Annotated in this window: 17 protein-coding genes; 5 read left to right on the top strand and 12 right to left on the bottom strand. The window is 60.8% G+C overall.

Going from position 1 to position 21,912, the window contains the following annotated elements; all coding sequences use genetic code 11:
* Nucleotides 1-18 precede the first annotated feature (18 nt).
* The 7 genes from fdhA to glyA form a co-directional block, all read right to left on the bottom strand.
* The gene (fdhA, locus tag HBO23_RS06265; protein WP_017137993.1) at nt 19-1,218 is read right to left on the bottom strand and encodes a formaldehyde dehydrogenase, glutathione-independent; all 1,200 of its coding nucleotides are present in this window, start codon (nt 1,216-1,218) and stop codon (nt 19-21) included.
* Nucleotides 1,219-1,401: 183 nt separating this feature from the next.
* Complete coding sequence (purU, locus tag HBO23_RS06260; protein WP_056857793.1) at nt 1,402-2,259, bottom strand: formyltetrahydrofolate deformylase; 858 nt, start codon at nt 2,257-2,259, stop codon at nt 1,402-1,404.
* A gap of 123 nt (nt 2,260-2,382) precedes the next feature.
* Nucleotides 2,383-3,015, bottom strand: coding sequence for a sarcosine oxidase subunit gamma family protein (gene soxG / locus HBO23_RS06255; RefSeq protein WP_099550387.1), 633 nt, complete (start codon nt 3,013-3,015; stop codon nt 2,383-2,385).
* A gap of 124 nt (nt 3,016-3,139) precedes the next feature.
* Nucleotides 3,140-6,157 (bottom strand): sarcosine oxidase subunit alpha, encoded by a 3,018-nt coding sequence (locus HBO23_RS06250; RefSeq protein WP_099550386.1) that lies wholly within the window; start codon nt 6,155-6,157, stop codon nt 3,140-3,142.
* Nucleotides 6,154-6,456 (bottom strand): sarcosine oxidase subunit delta, encoded by a 303-nt coding sequence (locus tag HBO23_RS06245; RefSeq protein WP_015886243.1) that lies wholly within the window; start codon nt 6,454-6,456, stop codon nt 6,154-6,156. The genes HBO23_RS06250 and HBO23_RS06245 overlap by 4 nt, the downstream gene beginning before the upstream one ends.
* Before the next feature lie 15 nt (nt 6,457-6,471).
* Entirely contained in the window at nt 6,472-7,722 is a 1,251-nt protein-coding gene (locus HBO23_RS06240; RefSeq protein WP_010207084.1) for a sarcosine oxidase subunit beta, read from the bottom strand.
* Between the two features lie 22 nt (nt 7,723-7,744).
* A complete protein-coding gene (gene glyA, locus HBO23_RS06235; RefSeq protein WP_099550385.1) occupies nt 7,745-8,998 on the bottom strand; it encodes a serine hydroxymethyltransferase in 1,254 nt (417 codons plus the stop codon).
* Between the two features lie 445 nt (nt 8,999-9,443).
* On the opposite strand from glyA, the gene HBO23_RS06230 reads away from it, so the two are divergent.
* The gene (locus tag HBO23_RS06230) at nt 9,444-10,970 is read left to right on the top strand and encodes an NAD(P)/FAD-dependent oxidoreductase (protein WP_346343054.1); all 1,527 of its coding nucleotides are present in this window, start codon (nt 9,444-9,446) and stop codon (nt 10,968-10,970) included.
* Here the strand turns inward: HBO23_RS06230 and HBO23_RS06225 are convergent.
* Nucleotides 10,935-11,663 carry a TraX family protein gene (locus HBO23_RS06225; protein WP_169987519.1) on the bottom strand — a complete coding sequence of 243 codons (729 nt, stop codon included), beginning with the start codon at nt 11,661-11,663 and terminating at the stop codon, nt 10,935-10,937. The two genes, HBO23_RS06230 and HBO23_RS06225, sit on opposite strands and share 36 nt — an antisense overlap.
* A 90-nt stretch (nt 11,664-11,753) precedes the next feature.
* Between HBO23_RS06225 and HBO23_RS06220 the strand changes: the two genes are divergently transcribed.
* The 3 genes from HBO23_RS06220 (at nt 11,754) to HBO23_RS06210 (ending at nt 13,847) form a co-directional block, all read left to right on the top strand.
* Nucleotides 11,754-12,794: a low specificity L-threonine aldolase gene (locus tag HBO23_RS06220; protein WP_017137986.1), complete on the top strand. Its 1,041-nt coding sequence runs from the start codon at nt 11,754-11,756 to the stop codon at nt 12,792-12,794.
* 183 nt (nt 12,795-12,977) lie between these two features.
* A complete protein-coding gene (locus HBO23_RS06215; protein WP_017137985.1) occupies nt 12,978-13,178 on the top strand; it encodes a hypothetical protein in 201 nt (66 codons plus the stop codon).
* A gap of 135 nt (nt 13,179-13,313) precedes the next feature.
* Entirely contained in the window at nt 13,314-13,847 is a 534-nt protein-coding gene (locus HBO23_RS06210; RefSeq protein WP_026013773.1) for a hypothetical protein, read from the top strand.
* Between the two features lie 515 nt (nt 13,848-14,362).
* Here the strand turns inward: HBO23_RS06210 and gbcB are convergent.
* Nucleotides 14,363-15,463 (bottom strand): glycine-betaine demethylase subunit GbcB, encoded by a 1,101-nt coding sequence (gbcB, locus tag HBO23_RS06205; protein WP_017139359.1) that lies wholly within the window; start codon nt 15,461-15,463, stop codon nt 14,363-14,365.
* Nucleotides 15,464-15,746: 283 nt separating this feature from the next.
* On the opposite strand from gbcB, the gene gbcA reads away from it, so the two are divergent.
* Complete coding sequence (gbcA, locus tag HBO23_RS06200) at nt 15,747-17,042, top strand: glycine-betaine demethylase subunit GbcA (RefSeq protein WP_017139360.1); 1,296 nt, start codon at nt 15,747-15,749, stop codon at nt 17,040-17,042.
* Nucleotides 17,043-17,872: 830 nt separating this feature from the next.
* Here gbcA and HBO23_RS06195 read toward each other — a convergent pair.
* Genes HBO23_RS06195 through dgcB form a run of 3 tightly spaced genes read right to left on the bottom strand, consistent with a single transcriptional unit; the run spans nt 17,873 to nt 21,817 of the window.
* A complete protein-coding gene (locus tag HBO23_RS06195) occupies nt 17,873-18,643 on the bottom strand; it encodes an electron transfer flavoprotein subunit beta (protein WP_017139361.1) in 771 nt (256 codons plus the stop codon).
* Between the two features lie 10 nt (nt 18,644-18,653).
* Nucleotides 18,654-19,874 (bottom strand): electron transfer flavoprotein subunit alpha/FixB family protein, encoded by a 1,221-nt coding sequence (locus tag HBO23_RS06190; RefSeq protein WP_170036876.1) that lies wholly within the window; start codon nt 19,872-19,874, stop codon nt 18,654-18,656.
* Nucleotides 19,874-21,817, bottom strand: a complete 1,944-nt coding sequence (dgcB, locus tag HBO23_RS06185; protein WP_170036874.1) for a dimethylglycine demethylation protein DgcB — start codon at nt 21,815-21,817, stop codon at nt 19,874-19,876. The genes HBO23_RS06190 and dgcB overlap by 1 nt, the downstream gene beginning before the upstream one ends.
* Nucleotides 21,818-21,912 lie beyond the last annotated feature (95 nt).

Genomic DNA, 21,912 nt, shown 5'->3' with positions numbered 1-21,912 from the left:
TTTTATTTGCCCCAAGCCTTACGCTGCGCTAAACATCTTATGCGGATCAATCACAAACTTCTTCGGCACACCCGCATCAAACTCGCCATACCCACGTGGCGCGTCATCCAGGCTGATCACCTGCACACCGACGATTTCCGCAATGTTGATGCGATCCCACATGATCGCCTGCATCAGTGCGCGGTTGTACTTCATCACCGGCGTTTGCCCGGTGTGGAAGCTGTGGGATTTGGCCCAGCCCAAACCAAAGCGAATGCTCAGGCTGCCCATTTTCGCGGCAGCATCAACAGCACCTGGGTCTTCGGTAACGTACAGCCCAGGGATACCGATTTTGCCCGCCACACGCACCACGCCCATCAGCGAGTTGAGCACGGTGGCCGGTGCTTCGGCCTTGGCGCCTTCATGGCCGTGGCCACGGGCTTCGAAGCCTACGGCGTCTACCGCGCAGTCCACTTCCGGCTCGCCCAGCAAGGCGGCGATTTGTTCGTGCAGTGGGGTGTCTTTGGACAGGTCGGCAATTTCAAAACCCTGGGCCTTGGCGTGGGCCAGGCGGATCGGGTTGACGTCGCCGATGATCACTACCGCTGCGCCGAGCAGGCGGGCGGAGGCGGCAGCGGCCAGGCCAACAGGGCCGGCGCCTGCGATGTAGACGGTGCTGCCTGGGCCAACGCCGGCAGTGACGGCGCCGTGGTAGCCGGTCGGCAGGATGTCGGAGAGGCAGGTCAGGTCACGGATTTTCTCCATGGCCTTGTCGCGGTCCGGCAGTTTCAGCAGGTTGAAGTCGGCATACGGCACCAGCACGTATTCGGCCTGGCCGCCGGTCCAGTCGCCCATGTCGACATAGCCGTAGGCGCCACCGGCACGGGCCGGGTTGACGGTGAGGCACACGCCGGTGTGTTGTTCTTTGCACGAGCGGCAGCGGCCGCACGCCACGTTGAATGGCACCGACACCAGGTCACCGATCTTCAGGTTCTCGACGTCGCTGCCCTTCTCGATCACTTCGCCGGTGATTTCATGCCCCAGTACCAGGCCGGTCTGGGCAGTGGTGCGGCCGCGCACCATGTGTTGGTCGGAGCCGCAGATGTTGGTGGAGACCACGCGCAGGATGACGCCGTGCTCAATCTTCCTGCCACGGGGGTCCTGCATTTTGGGATAGTCGATTTTCTGTACTTCGACCTTGCCGTTGCCGAGATACACGACACCACGATTACCAGACATGCTTTCACCTCGCTGTTGTTTTTATGGAACCGCGTCGCCCAGGCAGGCGGCGCGTTTAAGTGCTCGGGTACAGATGCTGTTTCCTTGTGTTGTTGCTGATGGCCTCATCGCAGGCAAGCCAGCTCCCACATTCAAAGGTATTCACACATCAAATGTGGGAGCGGGCTTGCCCGCGATAGCAATCTAAAGAACGACAGTTCGATTGGCGTTCAAAAACACCCGCCGCTCAATGTGATACCCCACTGCACGCGCCAACGTCAGCCCTTCAATATCACGCCCCTTGGCAATCAAGTCCTCGGGATAGTGGCTGTGATCCACCACCTCCACGCCCTGGGCGATGATCGGGCCTTCATCCAGATCGTTGTTGATGTAATGCGCCGTGGCGCCCACCAGTTTCACGCCCTTGTTGTAGGCCTGGTGATACGGCTTGGCGCCTTTGAAACCGGGCAGCAACGAGTGGTGAATGTTGATGGCCTTGCCATCGAGCTTGCGGCACAGCTCCGGCGACAGCACTTGCATATAGCGCGCAAGAATCACCAGTTCGGCGCCGGTCTCTTCAATCACTTGCCACACCTGACGCTCCTGGGACGGTTTGTCGTTGGGGTCGAGGGGGAAATGGTAGTAGGGAATCTGGTGCCAGTCGGCCAAAGGTTTTAAATCAGGGTGGTTGGACACCACCGCGACCACGTCCATCGACAGCTGGCCGATGCGTTGGCGGTAGAGCAAATCGTTCAGGCAGTGATCGGCCTTGGACACCATGATCACCACTTTTGGCCGGTAGTTCGGCGCCGTCAGCTCGAAGATCATGCCAAAGGCTTCACCGCGCGTGGCCAAGCCATCGCGGAAGGCTTGCTCGTCAAAACCCTCAGGTTGACGAAATTCCACGCGGATAAAAAACCGGCCCGAGAGACGGTCATCGAACGAATGGTGCTCGGTGACGTAGCAGCCCTGCTCAAACAGGTAGCGGGTGACCGCGTCCACCGTGCCGAGCACGCTGGGGCAGTCGGCGGTCAAAATCCATGTGTCGGGTGCGCGGCTCATTGTGCGTGACTCCTTGATCGTTCCCACGCTCTGCGTGGGAATGCCGCCATGGACGCTCTGCGTCCCCTCTTGGGACGCGGAGCGTCCCGGGATGCATTCCCACGCAGAGCGTGGGAACGATCGTTATGCAACGACATTCAGGCCAAATTCGGCGGACGCATCCTGCAGCCACAGCCACCAGTAATCCGAGAAGCTGCGACGAATCAGCAGCTCCCAGGTGTCTTCAGCCGTGTGGCGGATCACCAGCTGCGACTTGGCGAACACCGTGCCCACCGCCTTGCCCACCGGGAAGTTATTAGGGTGCACGTCGTAGCTGGTGGACTTCATCAGCACGTCGCGCACGTTCGGGCCGCTGAGTTCGAGGATCTGCTGGCCGCCGCTGACGTTGACGATCTGGATATGCAGCTCACCAAGGGCAGCGCGCAGGTTTTGTTCGGCGGCAAACTCTTCACCGCTTGGCACGATCAACAGCCACTCATCCGGGCCGAGCCATTGCAGGCTGGTTTCGCCTTTGACGATCACTTGCAAGGCGCCAGGCAGTTCGATGCCGAGGGCTTTGTGCACACCGGCGGCGAACGCGGCGTCATGGCCATCGCCACGAATCGTCAGGTGGCCGAGGAGTTTCTTTTCACGCACGGTCACGCCGGCGTTCTTGCGGCCCTTGCCGACCAGGCTGGCGAGGTCGGCATGGTGCAGCGACGACTCGGCCTTGGCGCCGGTGGTGGGGCGTTGTTGGTAAACATTGGCTGCTGTCATAAAGCACCTGTTCTGAATTCTGTGGTGACTGCTCTGGCCTCATCGCGGGCAAGCCCGGCTCCCACAGGGGAACGCATTCCAAATGTGGGAGCTGGCTTGCCTGCGATGCAGGCGACTCGGTCTATCAGATGTTCTGCCGCTCGCCTTTCGGGTCGAAGAACACCGAGGACACAATCTCTGCCTCGATCACGCTGCCATCCGCCTGCGGTGAGAACACTCGCTCACCCATACGCTTCAAGCCGCCCTTGACCACCGCCATCGCAAACGAATAACCCAGCGAGTTATGCGCGTAGCTTGAGGTCACGTGGCCGACCATCTTCATCGGGATCGACTGTTTAGGGTCGAACACCAACTGCGCGCCTTCCGGCAGCCATACATTCGGGTCAATCGGCTTCAAGCCCACCAACTGCTTACGTTCTTCACGCACGCAGTCTTCACGGTTCATCCCACGCCAGCCGATCCACGAGAACGGTTTGGTACGGCCTACGCACCAGCCCATGTTCAGGTCGTCCGGGGTCATCGAGCCGTCGGTGTCTTGCCCGACGATGATGAAACCCTTCTCGGCGCGCAGTACGTGCATGGTCTCGGTGCCATACGGGGTCAGGTTGTACTTCTTGCCTGCAGCGACGATCTGTTCGAGCACGCCCATGGCGTAGTCGGCCTGCACGTTGACTTCGTACGACAGCTCGCCGGTAAACGAGATACGGAACACCCGCGCCGGTACGCCGCCAACCAGGCCTTCCTTCCAGGTCATGAACGGGAAACCGTCCTTATCCAGGTCGATGTCGGTGACTTCGGCCAGCAGTTTGCGGCTGTTGGGGCCGGACAAGGTCATGGTCGCCCAGTGGTCGGTGACCGAGGTGAAGTACACCTTGAGGTCTGGCCACTCGGTCTGCTGGTAGATTTCCAGCCACTGCAGCACGCGGGCGGCGCCGCCGGTGGTGGTGGTCATCAGGAAGTGGTTGTCGGCGAGACAGGCGGTGACGCCGTCGTCGAAGACCATACCGTCTTCCTTGCACATCAGGCCGTAGCGGGCCTTGCCCACGTCGAGCTTGGTCCAGGCGTTGCTGTAGATGCGGTTGAGGAACTCGCGGGCATCCGGGCCTTGAATGTCGATTTTGCCGAGGGTGGATGCATCCAGCAGGCCGACGCTGTCGCGTACCGCCAGGCATTCGCGCTTCACGGCGGCGTGCAGGTCTTCACCGTTACGCGGGAAGTACCAAGGGCGTTTCCATTGGCCGACATCTTCAAACTCGGCGCCGTTTTTAACGTGCCAGGCTTGCAGCGCGGTGTAGCGCACCGGCTCGAAAATGTGCCCACAGTGACGGCCCGCCACGGCGCCGAAGGTCACCGGCGTGTAGTTGGGGCGGAACATCGTGGTGCCCATCTGCGGGATGGTCACGTTCAGCGAGCGGGCCGCAATGGCCAGGCCGTTGACGTTGCCGAGCTTGCCCTGATCAGTGCCGAAGCCCAGCGCGGTGTAGCGCTTGACGTGCTCGACCGACTCGAACCCTTCGCGGGTCGCCAGCTCAATCGCAGCGGCGGTGACGTCGTTTTGCAGGTCGACAAATTGCTTCGGCGCCCGTGCGGTCGGCTTGTCATGGGGCACCTGGTAAATGCCCAGGGTTGGCTCTTCCAGACGGCTCAAAGCTTTTGGCAGCGTGCCTTCCACCGGTGCAAACCCGGCTTCGCTGGCTGCGCGCACGCCGCCTTCAAAACCATCGGCCAGGGAATCGCCGAGGCCGTAGACGCCATTGATACCGCCGACGCACACACGTTTTTGCGGGGCTTCGCCTGGCACAAAACCGAGGATGTCTTCACGCCAGGTCGGCTTGCCGCCCAGGTGCGAAGCCAGGTGAACCACTGGGCTGTAGCCGCCGGAGCTGGCCACCAGGTCGCAGTCCAGCCACTCGCCGGGGCTGGTGACTTTGTGTGCTTTGACGTCAATCGCCGCCACGCGTGCAGCGGTCACGTGCTTGCTGCCACGGGCTTCGATCACGGCGCTGCCGGTGAGGATGCGAATACCTTTGGCGCGGGCTTCTTCCACCAGGGCGCCGCGTGGGTTGTGACGCACATCAGCCACGGCGACCACTTGCAGGCCCGCATCAAGCCAGTCCAGCGCGACGCGGTAGGCGTGGTCGTTGTTGGTCGACAGCACCAGTTTTTTGCCCGGTGCCACGCCGTAGCGGCGCACGTAGGTAGAGACTGCACCGGCGAGCATATTGCCCGGCACGTCGTTGTTGCCGTACACCAACGGACGCTCGCACGCACCGGTCGCCAGCACCACACGCTTGGCACGCACACGGTGGATGCGCTGGCGCACCTGGCCAATCGGCGCACGGTCACCGAGGTGGTCGGTGAGGCGTTCGTGAATGGTCAGGAAGTTGTGGTCGTGGTAGCCGTTGACGGTGGCACGCGGCAGCAACACCACGTCCGGCAGGGCTTTGAGTTCCGCGATCACGCTGGCAACCCATTCGGTCGCCGGCTTGCCGTCGAGGCTTTCGCGTGAGTCCAGCAAGGAGCCGCCGAATTCTTCCTGTTCGTCAGCAATAATCACGCGGGCACCGCTGCGCGCAGCGGCCAATGCCGCGGCCAGGCCAGCAGGGCCGGCACCGACAATCAGCACGTCGCAATGACGGTTGAAGTTGTCGTAGGTGTCCGGGTCATTCTCGGTCGGCGAGCGGCCAAGGCCCGCAGCCTTACGAATGTACTTCTCGTAAGTCATCCAGAACGATTGCGGGTACATGAAGGTTTTGTAGTAGAAACCCGGCGGCATCAGCTTGCCGCCGACTTTGCCAAGAATGCCCATCACGTCATTGTTAACGTTCGGCCAGCCGTTGGTGCTGGTGGCGACCAAACCTTGGTACAGCGCCTGTTGCGTGGCGCGCACGTTGGGAATCTGGGTGGCTTCGGTGGCGCCGATCTGCAGCACCGCGTTCGGTTCTTCGGCGCCCGCTGCAAAGATGCCGCGCGGGCGCGAGTACTTGAAGCTGCGGCCGATGATGTCGACGCCGTTGGCCAGCAGGGCTGCGGCCAGGGTGTCGCCCTCAAAGCCCTTGTAGCTCTGGCCGTTGAAGGTAAACGTCAGGGCTTTGTTGCGGTCGATGCGGCCACCGTTGGACAGGCGATTGATCTGGCTCATACCTTCTCTCCAGCAGCCTTGGCGGTGAATTGCGGCTTGGTGCCGATCTTGTAGGTTTCAAGAATTTCGTAGGTCAGGGTGTCGCGGGTGGCGTTGAAGTACTGACGGCAACCGGCGGCATGGATCCACAGCTCGTGATGCAGCCCGCGTGGGTTGTCACGGAAGAACATGTAGTCGCCCCACTCTTCATCGGTGCAGGCGTTCGGGTCCAGCGGGCGCGGGATGTGCGCTTGGCCGGACGCGTGGAATTCCTCTTCGGAGCGCAGTTCGCCACAGTGAGGACAGAAGATATGCAACATAGGGAATTTCTCCTGTTAGTGGGCGACGGCCGCAGCGCCGTGTTCGTCGATCAACGCACCGTTGTGGAAACGGTCGATGGAGAATGGCGCTGCCAATGGGTGCATTTCACCCTTGGCGAGGCTGGCGGCAAACACGTTGCCTGAGCCTGGAGTGGCTTTAAAACCGCCGGTGCCCCAGCCGCAGTTGAAGAACATGTTCGGCACCGGGGTTTTGGAGATGATCGGGCAGGCGTCCGGCGTGGTGTCGACGATGCCGCCCCACTGGCGGTTCATGCGCACCCGCGACAGCACCGGGAACATCTCGACGATGGCCTGGATGGTGTGTTCGATTACCGGGTACGAGCCGCGCTGGCCGTAGCCGTTGTAGCCGTCGATACCGGCGCCGATCACCAGGTCGCCCTTGTCGGACTGGCTGATGTAACCGTGCACGGCGTTGGACATGATCACGCTGTCGATAATCGGCTTGATCGGCTCGGACACCAGCGCTTGCAGCGGGTGGGATTCGATTGGCAGGCGGAAGCCGGCGAGCGAGGCCATGTGCCCGGAGTTACCGGCAGTGACCACACCCACGCGCTTGGCGCCAATAAAACCCTTGTTGGTTTCGACGCCGATGCACACGCCGTTTTCCTTGCGAAAGCCGATCACTTCGGTCTGCTGGATCAGGTCCACGCCGAGTGCGTCAGCGGCGCGCGCGAAGCCCCAGGCCACGGCATCGTGGCGGGCTACGCCGCCGCGCCGTTGCACGGTGGCGCCGAGTACCGGGTAGCGGGTGTTTTTTGAGCAGTCGAGGTACGGGATCTCGTCGGCCACTTGTTTGGCGTTGAGCAACTCGCCGTCCACGCCGTTGAGGCGGTTGGCGCTCACGCGACGCTCGGAGTCCCGGATGTCTTGCAGGGTGTGGCACAGGTTGTAGACGCCACGCTGGGAGAACATCACGTTGTAGTTCAGGTCCTGGGACAGGCCTTCCCACAGTTTCATCGCGTGTTCGTACAGGTGCGCCGACTCGTCCCACAGGTAGTTGGAACGCACGATGGTGGTGTTGCGAGCGGTGTTACCGCCGCCCAGCCAGCCTTTCTCGACCACGGCCACGTTGGTGATGCCGTGCTCTTTGGCCAAATAGTAAGCCGTCGCCAGACCATGCCCGCCGCCGCCGACGATAACCACGTCGTAGACCTTTTTCGGTGTGGGCGTGCGCCACATCTTCTGCCAGTTTTCGTGGTGGCTGAGTGAGTGCTTGAAGAGGCCGAAGCCCGAGTAGCGTTGCATAGTCATTACTCCAAAACCGCGCTCAGCGATAAACCGGGAAATCAGCGCACAGGGCAGACACGTGCTTGGCCACGTTGGCCTCGACATCGGCGTCGCCGAGGTTGTCGAGGATGTCGCAGATCCAGCCGGCCAGCTCGATGCATTGCGGCACCTTGAAACCCCGCGTGGTCACCGCCGGGGTGCCGATGCGCAGGCCCGAGGTCACGAACGGCGACTGCGGGTCATTCGGCACGGCGTTCTTGTTGACGGTGATGTGGGCGCGGCCGAGGGCAGCGTCCGCGTCTTTGCCGGTAAGGCCCTGGCGGATCAGGCTGACCAGGAACAGGTGGTTATCGGTACCGCCGGACACCACGTCGTAGCCGCGCTTGATAAACACGTCTGCCATGGCCTGGGCGTTGTCGATCACCTGTTGTTGGTAAGCCTTGAAACCGGGCTCCAGCGCTTCCTTGAAGCACACGGCCTTGCCGGCGATAACGTGCATCAGCGGGCCGCCCTGGGCGCCGGGGAACACAGCAGCGTTGAGTTTCTTCTCGATGGCTTCGTTGGCCTTGGCCAGGATCAAACCGCCACGTGGGCCGCGCAGGGTTTTGTGGGTGGTGGTGGTGACCACATCGGCGTAAGGCAGCGGGTTCGGGTACAGGCCCGCGGCAACCAGGCCGGCGACGTGGGCCATGTCGACGAACAGCAGTGCGCCAACCTTGTCGGCGATCTGACGGAAGCGCGGAAAATCGAGGGTCTTGGAGTAAGCGGAGAAACCGGCCACGATCATTTTCGGCTGGCATTCGACGGCCAGGCGCTCAACTTCGTCGTAGTCGATCAGGCCGGTGTCGGTGTTGATGCCGTACTGCACGGCGTTGTAGAGCTTGCCCGAGGACGACACTTTGGCGCCGTGGGTCAAGTGGCCGCCGTGGGCCAGGCTCATGCCCAGGATGGTGTCACCGGCATTGATCAGCGCCAGGTACACCGCGCTGTTGGCGGACGAACCGGAGTGTGGCTGCACGTTGGCGTAATCAGCGCCGAACAGTTGTTTGGCGCGCTCGATGGCCAGGGCTTCAACCTTGTCCACATGCTCGCAGCCGCCGTAGTAGCGCTTGCCTGGGTAGCCTTCGGCGTATTTGTTGGTCAGGCCGCTGCCCTGGGCTTCCATGACGCGTTTGCTGGTGTAGTTCTCTGACGCGATCAGCTCGATATGGTCTTCCTGACGCTGCTCCTCGGCATTCATCGCCGCCAGCAATGCGTCGTCATACCCTTGGATCTGGTCTTTTTTGCTGAACATCGCGTCTCTCCCAGCCTTTCGTATTGTTGAGGCCCTCGCAGGGCCCTTTGATGCGATGGTAGGGCTGGCGCAGCGAGGTCAAATGCCTACGCACGCCACGCAAAGGTGCGTTTACGACATGGCTTCGCGGGTGGGCGATAAAACACGCAGATGGCTCGGGCCGCCTGAAGATTTAGAAACAGAAACCTGACACTTTAAGCCTCACACGCCTGAAAACTTGGCTACGCTTGCCACTCAAACAGCGCCAGCTCATGTATTCGACGCTTTCACTGCTCAGTCCAACAGATTGAACGCCCTACACCGTTGAGGAACGCGGGCATGGCGCTCGACTCTTCGCCCAACCTGGCCACGCCGCTGACGCAAAGCGTTACACCTGCACGGTGCGCGTGGTGCCTTCCCCGATGCGAGCGCAGGGATATTCGCGCCAGGCTGGGATGTTGGCCTTGTGACGACTGACCCCGAATTGGGCAGCGTGGCGCACCTGGCAGCGTACAGGCTGGGCAGCCCATTCCCCGAGGATGCCAAGCTCTGCGCAGCGTTGAGTTCATTCTGGCCTGCAGTTGCATCAGACTCAGCACAAGCCTATCCACCAAACGTCGGGGCGGGTCCGACCGTAAAACCAATGCTGGATCAGGAGATCGGCAAAAGTGCCGGTTTCCCGTGGGATGGCGTACCCGCTCCGAAAAAATACGTCGCCAATTACGCGCCCCATAGAGCGTACGAAACTTACTTCTATACCGACTACACAGAGAACGCGCTGAACGGGAAGTTCTCATTGGCACTCACAGGCAAAGTCGACTCGCAGGAATATCAACGGCGAATCGATGCTTTCCGGCGCGTCAAACTGTCATTGAGCACCACACCTGGAAATTGGTTTATCGACACATTCAGCATGGCAACGCCCGACAGCGCAGGCCGCTATGACGTGATCATAATAGGTGCCGGCCCGGCGGGTTGCTCGGCGGCCATTTGCTGCGCTCAACAGGGCTTGAAAGTGGCACTGATTGAGCGCCTGTCTTTTCCGCGCCACCGCCCGGGTGAAACCCTGCACCCCGGCTTAGAGCCTCTGCTTCAGCAACTGGGTGTGGCTGAAAAAATCCGCGGCGACGCCTTCGTCCGGCCTGCGGGTACTTGGGTGAGGTGGGACACTGAACGACACTTTGTGCCTTTCGGGCAAGACCAAAATGGACCTTGGCGGGGGTTTCAGATTCCCCGAGCAATGCTGGACGGGTTGCTGCTGGATCGAGCAGCCGCGTCAGGTGTCCACGTCCTGCAACCCTGCCAGGCAAAGACCGTGTTGCAGATAAAAGATCGAGTGGTGGGCCTCCAGACCCAGGCCGGGCAACTGTTTTGCAGGCACCTTATTGATGCCAGTGGCGCTCACGGCTGGCTTGCACGCCAATTAAGGCTGACATCGCGTCGCTGCTCGCCCCCGCTGACCGCCGTGTATGGCTATAAGCGAGGAACAGTCCAGGAAAATACGCTCGGCATCTTCGCAGACCCATCGGGCTGGTATTGGACGGCTCACATCGGCCAGCAGCTTTATCACTGGACGAGACTGCACTTTGTGCAAGATAAATCACCGAAGATGGCGGCTGTTCCAGCCTGTTTTGAACACTTACCCTGTGAAGGAACGATCCGGGGGGCAGATGTCACTTGGTCAATCTGTGATCAGGCAGCGGGTAACGGCTATTTCATCATCGGAGACGCAGCCAGCAGGTTGGACCCGGGCGCCTCTCATGGCGTACTCAAGGCGCTGATGTCAGGAATGATGGCTGCGCAATGTATTGCCGACGAAAGCCTCAACCCAATGTACAGGCAGGCTATTTCACTTCAATATTGCCAGTGGCTGCGAGGTTGGTTCGAGCGCGACGTACAAAAAATGCGCGATTTCTACGCGGCTCATCCGTTCCCACCTTGTTGGCTCGAGTCGATGTCAGCCAATGGCCTTTCGAACCCCCAACAAAAGTAAAAAATGTAACGGATACAGCGCGTAAGCCCAGCGGCGCATCGCCGGTGGCGAGACGTTTTTGGCGTGTCGCAACAAGACCAAACCCGCCAATGGCGCAATCAGGCAAGCGGCCAACCCCATCAGCGCCACAGGCGTGCCGCTATTGAGCAGAATCTGCCATTGATTGGCGGCCACGCAGACCAAACCCGGCAACACGCTGAAATACCATGGCCGGTTAAACACCAGCAGCATCGCCAGCGGCAGTAACACACCGAAAAACCCGAACATCAGCTGGGCAGAAAACAGCGCCGCGATGACTAGGGCAATCAGCGCCAATCCTCGATCAAAAAGCACCTTCTGCTGCCATCCTCGGGCAACCAGCAACCCCAGCGCCAACGTCGGCAAGACGTTCAATGTATCGGCATCTTCGATAAACATCCGGTAGGGCACTTCACTGATCACACTGAACAGCAACAGCCAGCCCAGGTAGCGCCACTGGCCCGTGACGGGAGCATTGGCGACCCGGTGCAAATTGGCTGCAATCGCCAGGCAAAACCACGGAAACGCCAGGCGCCCCGGCACGTACAGGCCGTCCAGGCTCAAACCGACATAACGCAAGTGGTCGAGCACCATGCTCAGCAGCGCCAGCCACTTGAGCAGATCCAGTGCGCCATCGCGGACGCGTCCGACAGCCAACGTGTGTGTACCGTGCATAATTCCCCAGTGACTTTGCATTTACAGTGCGTGCGCACCCGCGACAATCTTGGTTACAGTGCGCACCAACATCGACCACAGGAATGGGCCATGACCGACAATAGCCAACAATTCGCCAGCGACAACTATTCCGGCATCTGCCCGGAAGCCTGGGCCGCCATGGAACAAGCCAACCAGGGCCATCAACGCGCCTACGGCGACGATGAGTGGACCCACCGTGCCGCCGACGGTTTCCGCAATTTGTTCGAAACCGACTGTGAAGTGTTCTTCGCCTTCAACGGCACCGCCGCCAACTCCCTGGCGCTGTCTTCGCTGTGCCAGAGCTACCATAGCGTGATTTGCTCGGAAACCGCCCACGTCGAAACCGACGAATGTGGTGCGCCGGAGTTCTTCTCCAACGGCTCCAAGCTGCTCACCGCCCGCACCGAAAACGGCAAGCTGACGCCCGAATCGATCCGCGAGATCGCCCTCAAGCGCCAGGACATCCACTACCCCAAACCGCGCGTGGTCACCCTCACCCAAGCCACGGAAGTGGGCAGCGTGTATACCCCGGAAGAAATCCGCGCCATCAGCGTCACCTGCAAAGAGCTGGGCCTGAACCTGCACATGGACGGCGCGCGCTTCTCCAACGCCTGCGCGTTCCTGGGCTGCTCGCCGGCCGACCTGACCTGGAAAGCCGGTGTGGATGTACTGTGTTTCGGCGGCACCAAAAACGGCATGGCAGTAGGCGAAGCCATCCTGTTCTTCAACCACAAACTGGCTGAAGACTTCGATTACCGCTGCAAACAGGCCGGCCAGCTGGCCTCGAAAATGCGCTTCCTCTCCGCCCCATGGGTGGGCCTGCTGGAAAACGATGCCTGGCTCAAACACGCCCGCCACGCCAACCAATGCGCCCAATTGCTCAGCAGCCTGGTGGCGGACATTCCCGGCGTGGAACTGATGTTCCCGGTACAGGCCAACGGCGTGTTCCTGCAACTCTCGGAACCGGCCATCGCAGCGCTGACGGCCAAGGGCTGGCGCTTCTACACCTTCATTGGCAAAGGTGGCGCACGGTTCATGTGTGCGTGGGATACCGAAGAAGAACGCGTAAGAGAATTAGCCGCAGACATTAGGGAAGTGATGAACGCTTAAGCCTCACGAATACTGGCGCATTGCCGAGACTGTTATTTGGTATTTCCGACAGCATCACAGTCCACTTTCATCGTCTAGCCTCTTGGAACCCGAAAGGAAAACGCCGCTGCAGCGGCCACCTTTCGGGCACAACTGCCTGCCGAATAATCGGTCGGAAACGGAAATCCAGCAGAGGGTTAGACCATGGAAGTTCAATGCTACAACACTAAAGCGTTGCAGGAAGGCAGTCTCAGCACCACGTTTGTGAGCTGGGATGAGTTCAGGAAACTGGCGAAAGTCGGTGACACCATCAGGGAGCCTTCAAGAACCCTGGTCATCACCGAAAAAACCTTTGAACTGACAGCATCAGGTGAGCAGTTCGCCATACAGATATACGCACGCTAACCAAGCTGACCCGATCGCTCCCACGCTCGCGCGGGCGCGATTAACTGAATGTACATGATCGTTCCCACGCTCTGCGTGGGAATGCATCCCCGGACGCTCTGCGTCCAAGCCGCACCCAGATTCAAGGACGAATCCATGGGCAGAAGCCGCTACGTCATCACCGAACCCGAAAAGCCGCACTTCCTCACCTGCACCGTCATGGAGTGGCTACCGCTGTTCACCCGTGACTACATCGTTGGTCATCTTTTGGACTGCTGGCGATATCAACAAAACCACCACGCCCTGAATCTCTTCGGCTACGTCGTTCTCGAAAACCACTTGCACTTCGTCGCTCAGGCTCCCGACCTTGGCAAATGCGTGAGCCAATTCAAATCCTTTACCGCCCGTACCATCATTGATGATTTGCAGCGCCGAGGCGCAGAGCGTTTATTACAACGCCTGCGGTTCAGCAAACGGGCGCACAAGGTAGACCGGGCTTATCAACTTTGGCAGGAAGGCGCACACGCTGAGTTGGTGTACAGCGAGGGGGTGATGCACCAGAAACTTGATTACATTCACCACAACCCGGTGAAACGAGGATATGTGGACCTAGCCGAACACTGGCGGTATTCCAGTGCGCGCAATTACGCAGGGCAGGAAGGGCTCATCGAAATTCAACAGTGGCACTAGTGCCCGCCGCCCCCTCTCTGCGTGGGAATGCCTCCTGGGGCGCTCCGCGTCCCGCTCTATGCGCATGGCTTGAATACTGGGCACTTTGTGACGCGGAGCTTCACGGGCTGCATTCCCACGCGGAGCGTGGGAATGATCGGGGGCACTCAAACAGCTCGTTCCCACGCTCTGCGTGGGAATGCCTCCTGGGGCGCTCCGCGTCCCGCTCTATGCGCATGGCTTGAATACTGGGCACTTTGTGACGCGGAGCTTCACGGGCTGCATTCCCACGCGGAGCGTGGGAACGATCCGGGACACTCAACCAGCTCGTTCCCACGCTCTGCGTGAGAATGCCTCCTGGGGCGCTCCGCGTCCCGCTCTATGCGCATGACTTGAATACTGGGCACTGTGTGACGCGGAGCGTCACGGGCTGCATTCCCACGCGGAGCGTGGGAACGATCGGGGAAACATGTTTACCGGACACTAGTGACGCTCTGCGTGGGAATGCCTCCTGGGGCGCTCCGCGTCCCGCCCTATTAGAACTCGATGCGCACGTCGCCCTTCGGCACGCTGCAGCACGACAGGATGTAGCCTTCGGCTTCGTCTTCCTCGGTGATCCCGCCGTTGTGGTCCATCTCGACCTCCCCGCCCAGCTTCATCACCTTGCATGTTCCACAAATGCCCATGCCGCACGCTTTAGGGATCAGCAGGCCAAGCTTGGCCGCGGCTGCGTGCACGGTTTCGCCCGGTGCCACGCGGATGCTTTTGCCGGAGGCGATAAATTCCACTTGATGCAGGTCTGCCAGGTCGATCTCTGGCGCGTCCGCTGCTTGCTCGGCTTGTTCCACCGCATCGGCGCGGGCTTCCGGCGGCGTGGCGCCGAAGGACTCCTCGTGATAGCGCGTCATGTCGAAGCCGGCGGCCTCCAGCAGGCGTTTAACTGCGCTCATGTACGGCGTAGGGCCGCAGCAGAACACTTCGCGCTCAAGGAAGTCCGGCACCATCAATTCCAGCATCTTGTGGTTCAAGTAACCGCGATAACCCGCCCAAGGCTCGCCCAATCCGTGTTTTTCGCAGATCAGGTGCAGGCTGAAGTTGTCGATCCGCGACGCCATGTGCTCCAGCTCGCGGTGGTAAATGATGTCTTTGGGCGAACGGGCGCTGTGGACAAACGTCATGTCGACATTCGCGTTGGTGTCGTAGAACCAGCGCGCCATGGACATCACCGGCGTGATGCCGACACCGCCACTGAGGTACAGCACTTTGGGGCTTGGGAAGTCGATGGCATTAAACAGCCCGACCGGCCCGTGCACCGCCAGCTCTTGCCCTTCATGCAGGGTGTCGTGCAGCCAGTTGGAAACCCGCCCCCCCGGCACGCGCTTGATGGTCACCGAGAAGCTGTACGGCACCGACGGCGAACTGGAAATGGTGTACGAGCGCATGATCGGCTGGCCTTCGATCTCAAGCTCCAGGGTCACAAACTGCCCCGGCTTGAAAAAGAACAGGATCGGCTGGTCGGCCATGAAGCAAAAGGTGCGCACGTCCCAGGTTTCCTGGATGACTTTGACGCAACGGACGATGTGCCGACCATTGGCCCAGGTCTGGGTGGTTACCGGGTTCAGGAAATTGTTGGACATGCTTGCTCTCCACTGCCGATGCTCGGCTTTATGGTGGCGATTCTGCGTAACGCCGGAACCGCCCATTTACCTATCTGCGACATTCACATACTTATCGCGACCAGCCCCCATACCACGGGGCTTGCGCGTCGGGATCAGAGTGGGCCATGTCGTTAATGGACAAGGTTCGGCGCATCGGCGGCCCCACACTCGCTGCCAACAACTACGCTTTCTTTACGCCTTGCTGCAAAACCTGATCAGCCACTTTCGCCGGCCACACAGAATGGCCATGAGGACACACACGATGGACGTCACCGCAACCTTAAGCTTGGGCGATCCGCTGGAACCCGCACGCAAGGCCACCGCGCAAATGCTGCAAGAGCGCGAGCGCACTTTTTCGCTGCCGCAGCCGTTCTACTCTGATGAGCGGTTGTTTGATATCGACATGCAGGAGATCTTCCAGAAAGAGTGGTTGATCGCCGGCATGACCTGCGAGATCCCCACCAAGGGCAACTACATCACCCTGCAAATCGGCAAGAACCCGATCATCGTGATCCGTGGTGCCGACGGCGTGGTGCATGCCTTCCATAACGTGTGCCGCCACCGGGGCTCGCGCCTGTGCACCAGCGACAAGGGCAAGGTCGCCAAGCTCGTTTGCCACTACCACCAGTGGACCTACGAACTGGACGGCCGCCTGTTGTTCGCCGGCACCGAGATGGGCGCCGACTTCGACATGAAGCAGTACGGCCTGAAGCCTGTGAACGTGAAAACGGCTGGCGGCTACATCTTCATCAGCCTGGCCGAAAACCCGCCGGCCATCGATGACTTCCTGTCGACGCTGAACCACTACATGGAACCCTACGACATGGAGAACACCAAGGTGGCGATTCAAACCACCTTGTTCGAAAAGGCCAACTGGAAGCTGGTGCTGGAAAACAACCGCGAGTGCTACCACTGCAACGCGTCGCACCCGGAACTGCTGAAAACCCTGCTGGAATGGGACGACGTCACCGACCCGCGTGCCGACCAGGCCTTCAAGGACCACGTTGCCGCCTCCGCCGCTGCGTGGGACGCCGAAAAGATCCCTTACGCTCACGCCAGCTTCGGCCTGCGCAACCGCATCGTACGCATGCCGTTGCTCAAAGGCACCGTGTCGATGACCCTGGACGGCAAGCAAGGCTGCGCCAAGCTCATGGGCCGCATCAAGAACCCGGACCTGGGCTCGATGCGCATCCTGCACCTGCCGCATTCGTGGAACCACTGCATGGGCGACCACATCATTGTGTTCACCGTGTGGCCGATCAGCGCCCAGGAAACCATGGTCACCACCAAGTGGATCGTGCACAAGGACGCCGTCGAAGGTGTGGACTACGACGTGGAACGTATGCGCCAGGTCTGGGACGCCACCAATGACCAGGACCGCCGCCTCGCCGAAGAAAACCAGCGCGGGATCAACTCCACCGCGTACCAGCCGGGCCCGTACTCCAAGACCTATGAGTTTGGTGTGGTGAACTTTGTCGATTGGTACAGCGAGCGTTTGTTGAACAACCTGGGCGCGGCGCCAGCGCCTTACCTTAAGGGTGTAGCGGCGCACGAATAGCTGACACACCAAAGATCAAACTGTGGGAGCTGGCTTGCCTGCTCCCACATGTATATTGATCACTGTTCAAATAATGATCACCCTCCTTACAGCCCTTTGCCGATCTACCCTCCAGCCTTCGCCCAACAACTTATCCACAAAGCCACCCACAGCAATTGTGGGCAAGTGTGCCCGGCCCTCTAAATTAACTGAAGAAAATCCGTGACTTATTCAAGTCGTGCGGTTTTAGCCACACCTGATCACTTATTGATCAACCCCTTGAAAGCCTCTTAATACGTGGCCTGCAGCAGTACGCGAACACCTTATCCACAGAAGCACCAACAGACTTTGGGGGCAACTTCGCCGGCGTTGTGGAAAACCGCGTCAAACCTTCACAAATCGGGGCATCCAGGGGTTTCAGCGAGCCAATAAGCCAAATTGATCATATTTTGACCACACCACTGAAAGCCTTTATTTATAAGGCTCACAGCCAGTAGCGAACATCTTATCCACAGAAGCGCCAACAGACTTTGGGGGCAAGTTTGTGCAGGGTTTCAAACTTATCCAGGAAAAAACCCAAGCAAAACCGTCAGTTAGCCTGGTTGTTTTTCGTACAGAGGGCTGCAGAGCTTGATTAGCCGGAGGTGTGGACAACCGCGAACAGGTTATCCACAGGCGGATCAACAGGGATTGTGGGTAATCCGGACGATGCACTGCAAAAACAGTGTGAGGGCGAGTTTTTCTGTGGGAGCTGGCTTGCCTGCGATACAGGCACCTCGGTCCATCAGTCAGACCGAGGTGATGCTATCGCAGGCAAGCCAGCTCCCACACAAGCCAGCTCCCACAGGTAATCAGCGCACCACGCCTTCTTCAATGAGTAGCTTCAGAATCGCTTCCGCGCCCGCCTCGGGGCTAAGACCTTTGAGCACTTGCCCTCCGCCGCCGCTGGCCTTGGCGGTCGCCGCCTTCATCCGGTCCGCGCCGCTCTTGGCCTTAATCACCTTGAGGCGCTTGGGCCGGGGCTTGGCCGGTTGCAACACTGCGTCTGCGAGTAACTCGTCCGTCTCGATTTCGACCTCATGGGCCGCCAGTTCACCGCGTTGCGCCGGGCCATAGGCGCTTTGCCGTGGTTTGGGCGCGGCGTTATCCACAGTCGCCAGAAACGGCAGGCGCACCTTCAGGCGCCGCCGCTGCCCGCGCGGCAAGGCTTGCAGCACATGGGCAATGCCGCCATCGATAGATTCCACTTGCGCCAGCCCGACTATCAATGGCCAACCCAATTGCTCGGCCAAAAGAAACGGCAACATGCCTGAGCCTTCGCCGGTTTCCGCCTGGCTGCCGGTGAGCACTACGTGGGCGCCAGTCTCGCGCAGATAATCACTGAGCACCGGCAAGGCGTCGCTGCCCGCCGGTTGTTCCAGCACATGCAATTGCGGCAGGCCCATGCCCAGGTAGCTGCGCAACGTCGGCTCGTTAACGTCACCGGCATGCAACACCTGCAACTTATCCCCAGCCAGCTGCAGGCCCAGCTCGACGGCGCGTGCATCCTGCTCCGCACGGCGTGGGCGGCCGGAGGTCGGGTGGGCGCCGATTGACACCAGGCTGATTACATTCGTGGTCATGGTCATGTCCCTAGGCTGCGTCGCGCTTGGCGCCGTTGCGGTACACCTGCACCGCCTCGATCAAGGCTTGCAGAATCGCGGCGCTTTCGCCGATCACCGACAAGTCGGCACGCTTGATCATGTCGCAGCCAGGGTCGAGGTTGATCGCCACCACCTTGTCGCAGGCACCGATGCCTTGCAGGTGCTGGATCGCCCCGGAAATACCCACAGCCACATACACCCGTGCCGTCACCCAAGTACCGCTGGCACCGACCTGGCGATCACGCGCCATAAAGCCATCATCCACTGCCACCCGTGACGCGCCTTCGGTGGCGCCCAAGGCGGCGGCGGTCTGGTGGAACAGTGCCCAATCTTTTACGCCATTGCCGCCAGAGAAAATAAACTCCGCCTCGGCCATCGGAATCGCCCCTGGGTCCACCGCCACTGCGCCGAGATCCTCGATTCGCGGCAAGCTGCGCGCCAAGACTGTGGATAACTCCACGGGCAAGACCTCGTGACGGGTTTCGCTGACCGGCTCGGCGCATTCCACCGCTGCCAGAATCAGGCGTGGCAGTGGCCGGGCCAAATCCTCCTGGCCCGCACCGGCACGGCCTATGCACTCCTCGCCCTTGATCTGCCACACACGGGTGGCCGGGCGCTCCTTGAGGCTCGCGGCAAAACGCCGGCCCAATTCACCGCCGCCACTGCGGCTGTCGGGCAGCAACCAATGGCGTGGGTTGAACTGGCTATCCACAGCCCGCAGGCCCTGGACGCGTTGCTCCGGTGAATAACCCTCGAATTCGTGGCCTTCCAGCACCAGCAGGCGATCGACGCCCGCCGTGGCAAAAGCACTTTCTTTATGTTCGCCAAACACCACCGCCAGCACCGCGCCGTCACTGCCGGCCAGTTGCCGGGCAAGGCCGAGCACGTCGCGGTCGTGGCTGCTCAGGCGACCACCAACCATGTCCGGCACCACGTTGATGTAGAACGCCGGCGCTGGCACCTGGTGCAACGGCAACTGCACTTGCACCGCCGCCGTGCGCTTGGCCGCGCCGCCCTGCTGGGCGCCGCTGCGGTCGATACGCTTGATGCCGTTGGGGCCGATAAAACCCACGCCATGTACATTTTTGCGGATGACGCCGTTCGGCCCCATCCAACTGTGTTGCAGCGGCTGCATGGCGGCGTGCAACGGGTGCAGGCGGTTGCGGGCGATCCATTCGGCCCGTGGGTCGCGGCGGATAATGTCGCTCATCAGTGCACCTCCGCAGGTTGACGCTTGATAGGTGCCTTGCCAGGTGCGGCTTCTTCAAGCAACGCGTCGGCGACCAGTTCGGCGATGTCCTTGATCAGGGGTCGTGGCTCGACCACGCCCTCAAGCATCGCGGTGCATTGTGGACAACCCACGGCCACCAGCTCGGCGCCGGTTTCACGGATGTCTTCCATGCGCATATCCGGGATCCGCTGCTTGCCGGGAATATCGGTGATCGGCGCGCCGCCACCGCCGCCGCAGCAGCGCGAACGGAAGCCCGAGCGTTGCATCTCCTTGACCTCAATGCCCATCGCCCGCAGGACTTGGCGCGGCGCCTCGTATTCGCCGTTGTAACGGCCCAGGTAACAAGGGTCGTGGTAGGTCACGCTGTTGCCCTTGTGCTGGCCCAGGTTCAGCGCGCCTTCACCGATCAGCTCGGCCATGAAGGTGCTGTGGTGCTGCACGACATAATTACCGTTGAAGGCGCCGTATTCGTTTTTCAGCACGTGAAAGCTGTGCGGGTCGCAGGTGACGATACGCTTGAAGCTGTACTTGGCCAGGGTCTGGATGTTGCGTGTGGCGAGCAATTGGAACGTGGCCTCATCACCCAGGCGGCGAGCGACGTCACCGCTGTCGCGCTCCTCCAGGCCCAGTACTGCAAAATCGACCTTGGCCGCTTTCAGCACTTTGACGAAGGCGCGCAAGGTGCGTTGGTTGCGCATGTCGAAAGCGCCGTCGCCGACCCAGAACAGCACGTCGCTGCTGCCTTTTTCGCTGAGCAACGGCAAGTTCAGGTCCGCTGCCCAGTTGAGGCGACCGCCCGGTGCGAAGCCGCCGGGGTTGTCGGTGGCGATCAGGTTTTCCAGGACTTCGGCGCCCTTGTTCGGCGTGGCGCCTTTTTCCAGGGTGAGGTGGCGGCGCATGTCGACGATGGCGTCGACGTGCTCGATCATCATCGGGCACTCTTCCACGCAAGCGCGGCAGGTGGTGCACGACCACAGGGTTTCGGCATCAACCAGGCCGTTGACGATCGGCTGGTGCGGGTTGCCGCCGTGCTCGCCAATCGGTTTACCTGGATAAGGGCTGCCGGCGAACTTGGCATCGGTGCCACCGGCCAGGCCGACCACCATGTCCTGAATGAGTTTTTTCGGGTTCAGCGGCTGGCCGGCGGCGAACGCCGGGCACGCCGCTTCGCACTTGCCGCACTGCACGCAGGCGTCGAAGCCGAGCAGTTGGTTCCAGGTGAAATCCTTGGGTTTTTCCACGCCCAATGGCGCGGTTTTATCGCTGAGGTCGAGCGGCTTCAAACCTGTAGAGCGGCCGCCACCAAAACGCTCGGCGCGGCGGTGCCAGGCCAAGTGCAGGGCACCGGCGAAGGCGTGCTTCATCGGCCCGCCCCAGGTCATGCCGAAGAACATTTCGCTTACGCCCCACAGCACGCCCAGGCTCAAGAGCGCGGCGAGCAGCCAGCCGCCGAAGTCGGCGGGCAGAATCCCGGCCACCGGCAAGGTCACTAGGAAGAAGCTGACCGAGAACGCCATCAGGCTTTTCGGCAGGCGCATCCACGGGCCTTTCGACAGGCGTGATGGCGGGTTGCGCCGACGTAGATAGACGAAGGTGGCGCCGACAAACATCAGCACCGAGGCCAGCAGCAAGGCATAGCCGAGGATACGGTTATGCAGGCCAAAACCGTGCACCAAAATAGCCAGCAGCGCCGACAGCACAAAGCCCAGGGCGGTAGCGACGTGGGTGTTGGCGATGTATTTGTCGCGGGCCACCACGTGGTGCAGGTCGACCATGTAGCGCTTGGGCATGGCCAGCAGGCCGCCCAGCAGGTCGACCTTGGACGCGCGGCCACGGCGCCACATGTTGACCCGGCGCAGGGCGCCTAGGGCGGCGAGGCCGATGGCTGCAAACAAGAGAATAGGAAGCAAGGTGTTCAACATGGTGAAGCTCCCAAAGACCACACAGGTCTTGCATGGGAACCGGATAAAGGTGGGAGCTGGCTTGCCTGCGATGGCATCGCCTCGGTGTCACTCAA

This window comes from Pseudomonas sp. WS 5532 (assembly GCF_012985445.1).
Taxonomy (GTDB): Bacteria; Pseudomonadota; Gammaproteobacteria; order Pseudomonadales; family Pseudomonadaceae; genus Aquipseudomonas; species Aquipseudomonas edaphica.
Note: the sequence above shows the minus strand (reverse complement) of the source record. Positions and strands in the feature narration are given on the sequence as shown.

What these genes read in the sequence shown, in the direction of transcription:
- HBO23_RS06250 (WP_099550386.1), bottom strand. Translation starts at nt 6,157, where the DNA reads ATGAGCCAGATCAATCGCCTGTCCAACGGTGGCCGCATCGACCGCAAC.
- dgcB (WP_170036874.1), bottom strand. Translation starts at nt 21,817, where the DNA reads ATGTTGAACACCTTGCTTCCTATTCTCTTGTTTGCAGCCATCGGCCTC.
- fdhA (WP_017137993.1), bottom strand. Translation starts at nt 1,218, where the DNA reads ATGTCTGGTAATCGTGGTGTCGTGTATCTCGGCAACGGCAAGGTCGAA.
- gbcB (WP_017139359.1), bottom strand. Translation starts at nt 15,463, where the DNA reads ATGTCCAACAATTTCCTGAACCCGGTAACCACCCAGACCTGGGCCAAT.
- purU (WP_056857793.1), bottom strand. Translation starts at nt 2,259, where the DNA reads ATGAGCCGCGCACCCGACACATGGATTTTGACCGCCGACTGCCCCAGC.
- soxG (WP_099550387.1), bottom strand. Translation starts at nt 3,015, where the DNA reads ATGACAGCAGCCAATGTTTACCAACAACGCCCCACCACCGGCGCCAAG.
- HBO23_RS06190 (WP_170036876.1), bottom strand. Translation starts at nt 19,874, where the DNA reads ATGAGCGACATTATCCGCCGCGACCCACGGGCCGAATGGATCGCCCGC.
- HBO23_RS06215 (WP_017137985.1), top strand. Translation starts at nt 12,978, where the DNA reads ATGGAAGTTCAATGCTACAACACTAAAGCGTTGCAGGAAGGCAGTCTC.
- HBO23_RS06225 (WP_169987519.1), bottom strand. Translation starts at nt 11,663, where the DNA reads ATGCACGGTACACACACGTTGGCTGTCGGACGCGTCCGCGATGGCGCA.
- HBO23_RS06240 (WP_010207084.1), bottom strand. Translation starts at nt 7,722, where the DNA reads ATGCAACGCTACTCGGGCTTCGGCCTCTTCAAGCACTCACTCAGCCAC.
- HBO23_RS06220 (WP_017137986.1), top strand. Translation starts at nt 11,754, where the DNA reads ATGACCGACAATAGCCAACAATTCGCCAGCGACAACTATTCCGGCATC.
- gbcA (WP_017139360.1), top strand. Translation starts at nt 15,747, where the DNA reads ATGGACGTCACCGCAACCTTAAGCTTGGGCGATCCGCTGGAACCCGCA.
- HBO23_RS06245 (WP_015886243.1), bottom strand. Translation starts at nt 6,456, where the DNA reads ATGTTGCATATCTTCTGTCCTCACTGTGGCGAACTGCGCTCCGAAGAG.
- HBO23_RS06195 (WP_017139361.1), bottom strand. Translation starts at nt 18,643, where the DNA reads ATGACCACGAATGTAATCAGCCTGGTGTCAATCGGCGCCCACCCGACC.
- glyA (WP_099550385.1), bottom strand. Translation starts at nt 8,998, where the DNA reads ATGTTCAGCAAAAAAGACCAGATCCAAGGGTATGACGACGCATTGCTG.
- HBO23_RS06210 (WP_026013773.1), top strand. Translation starts at nt 13,314, where the DNA reads ATGGGCAGAAGCCGCTACGTCATCACCGAACCCGAAAAGCCGCACTTC.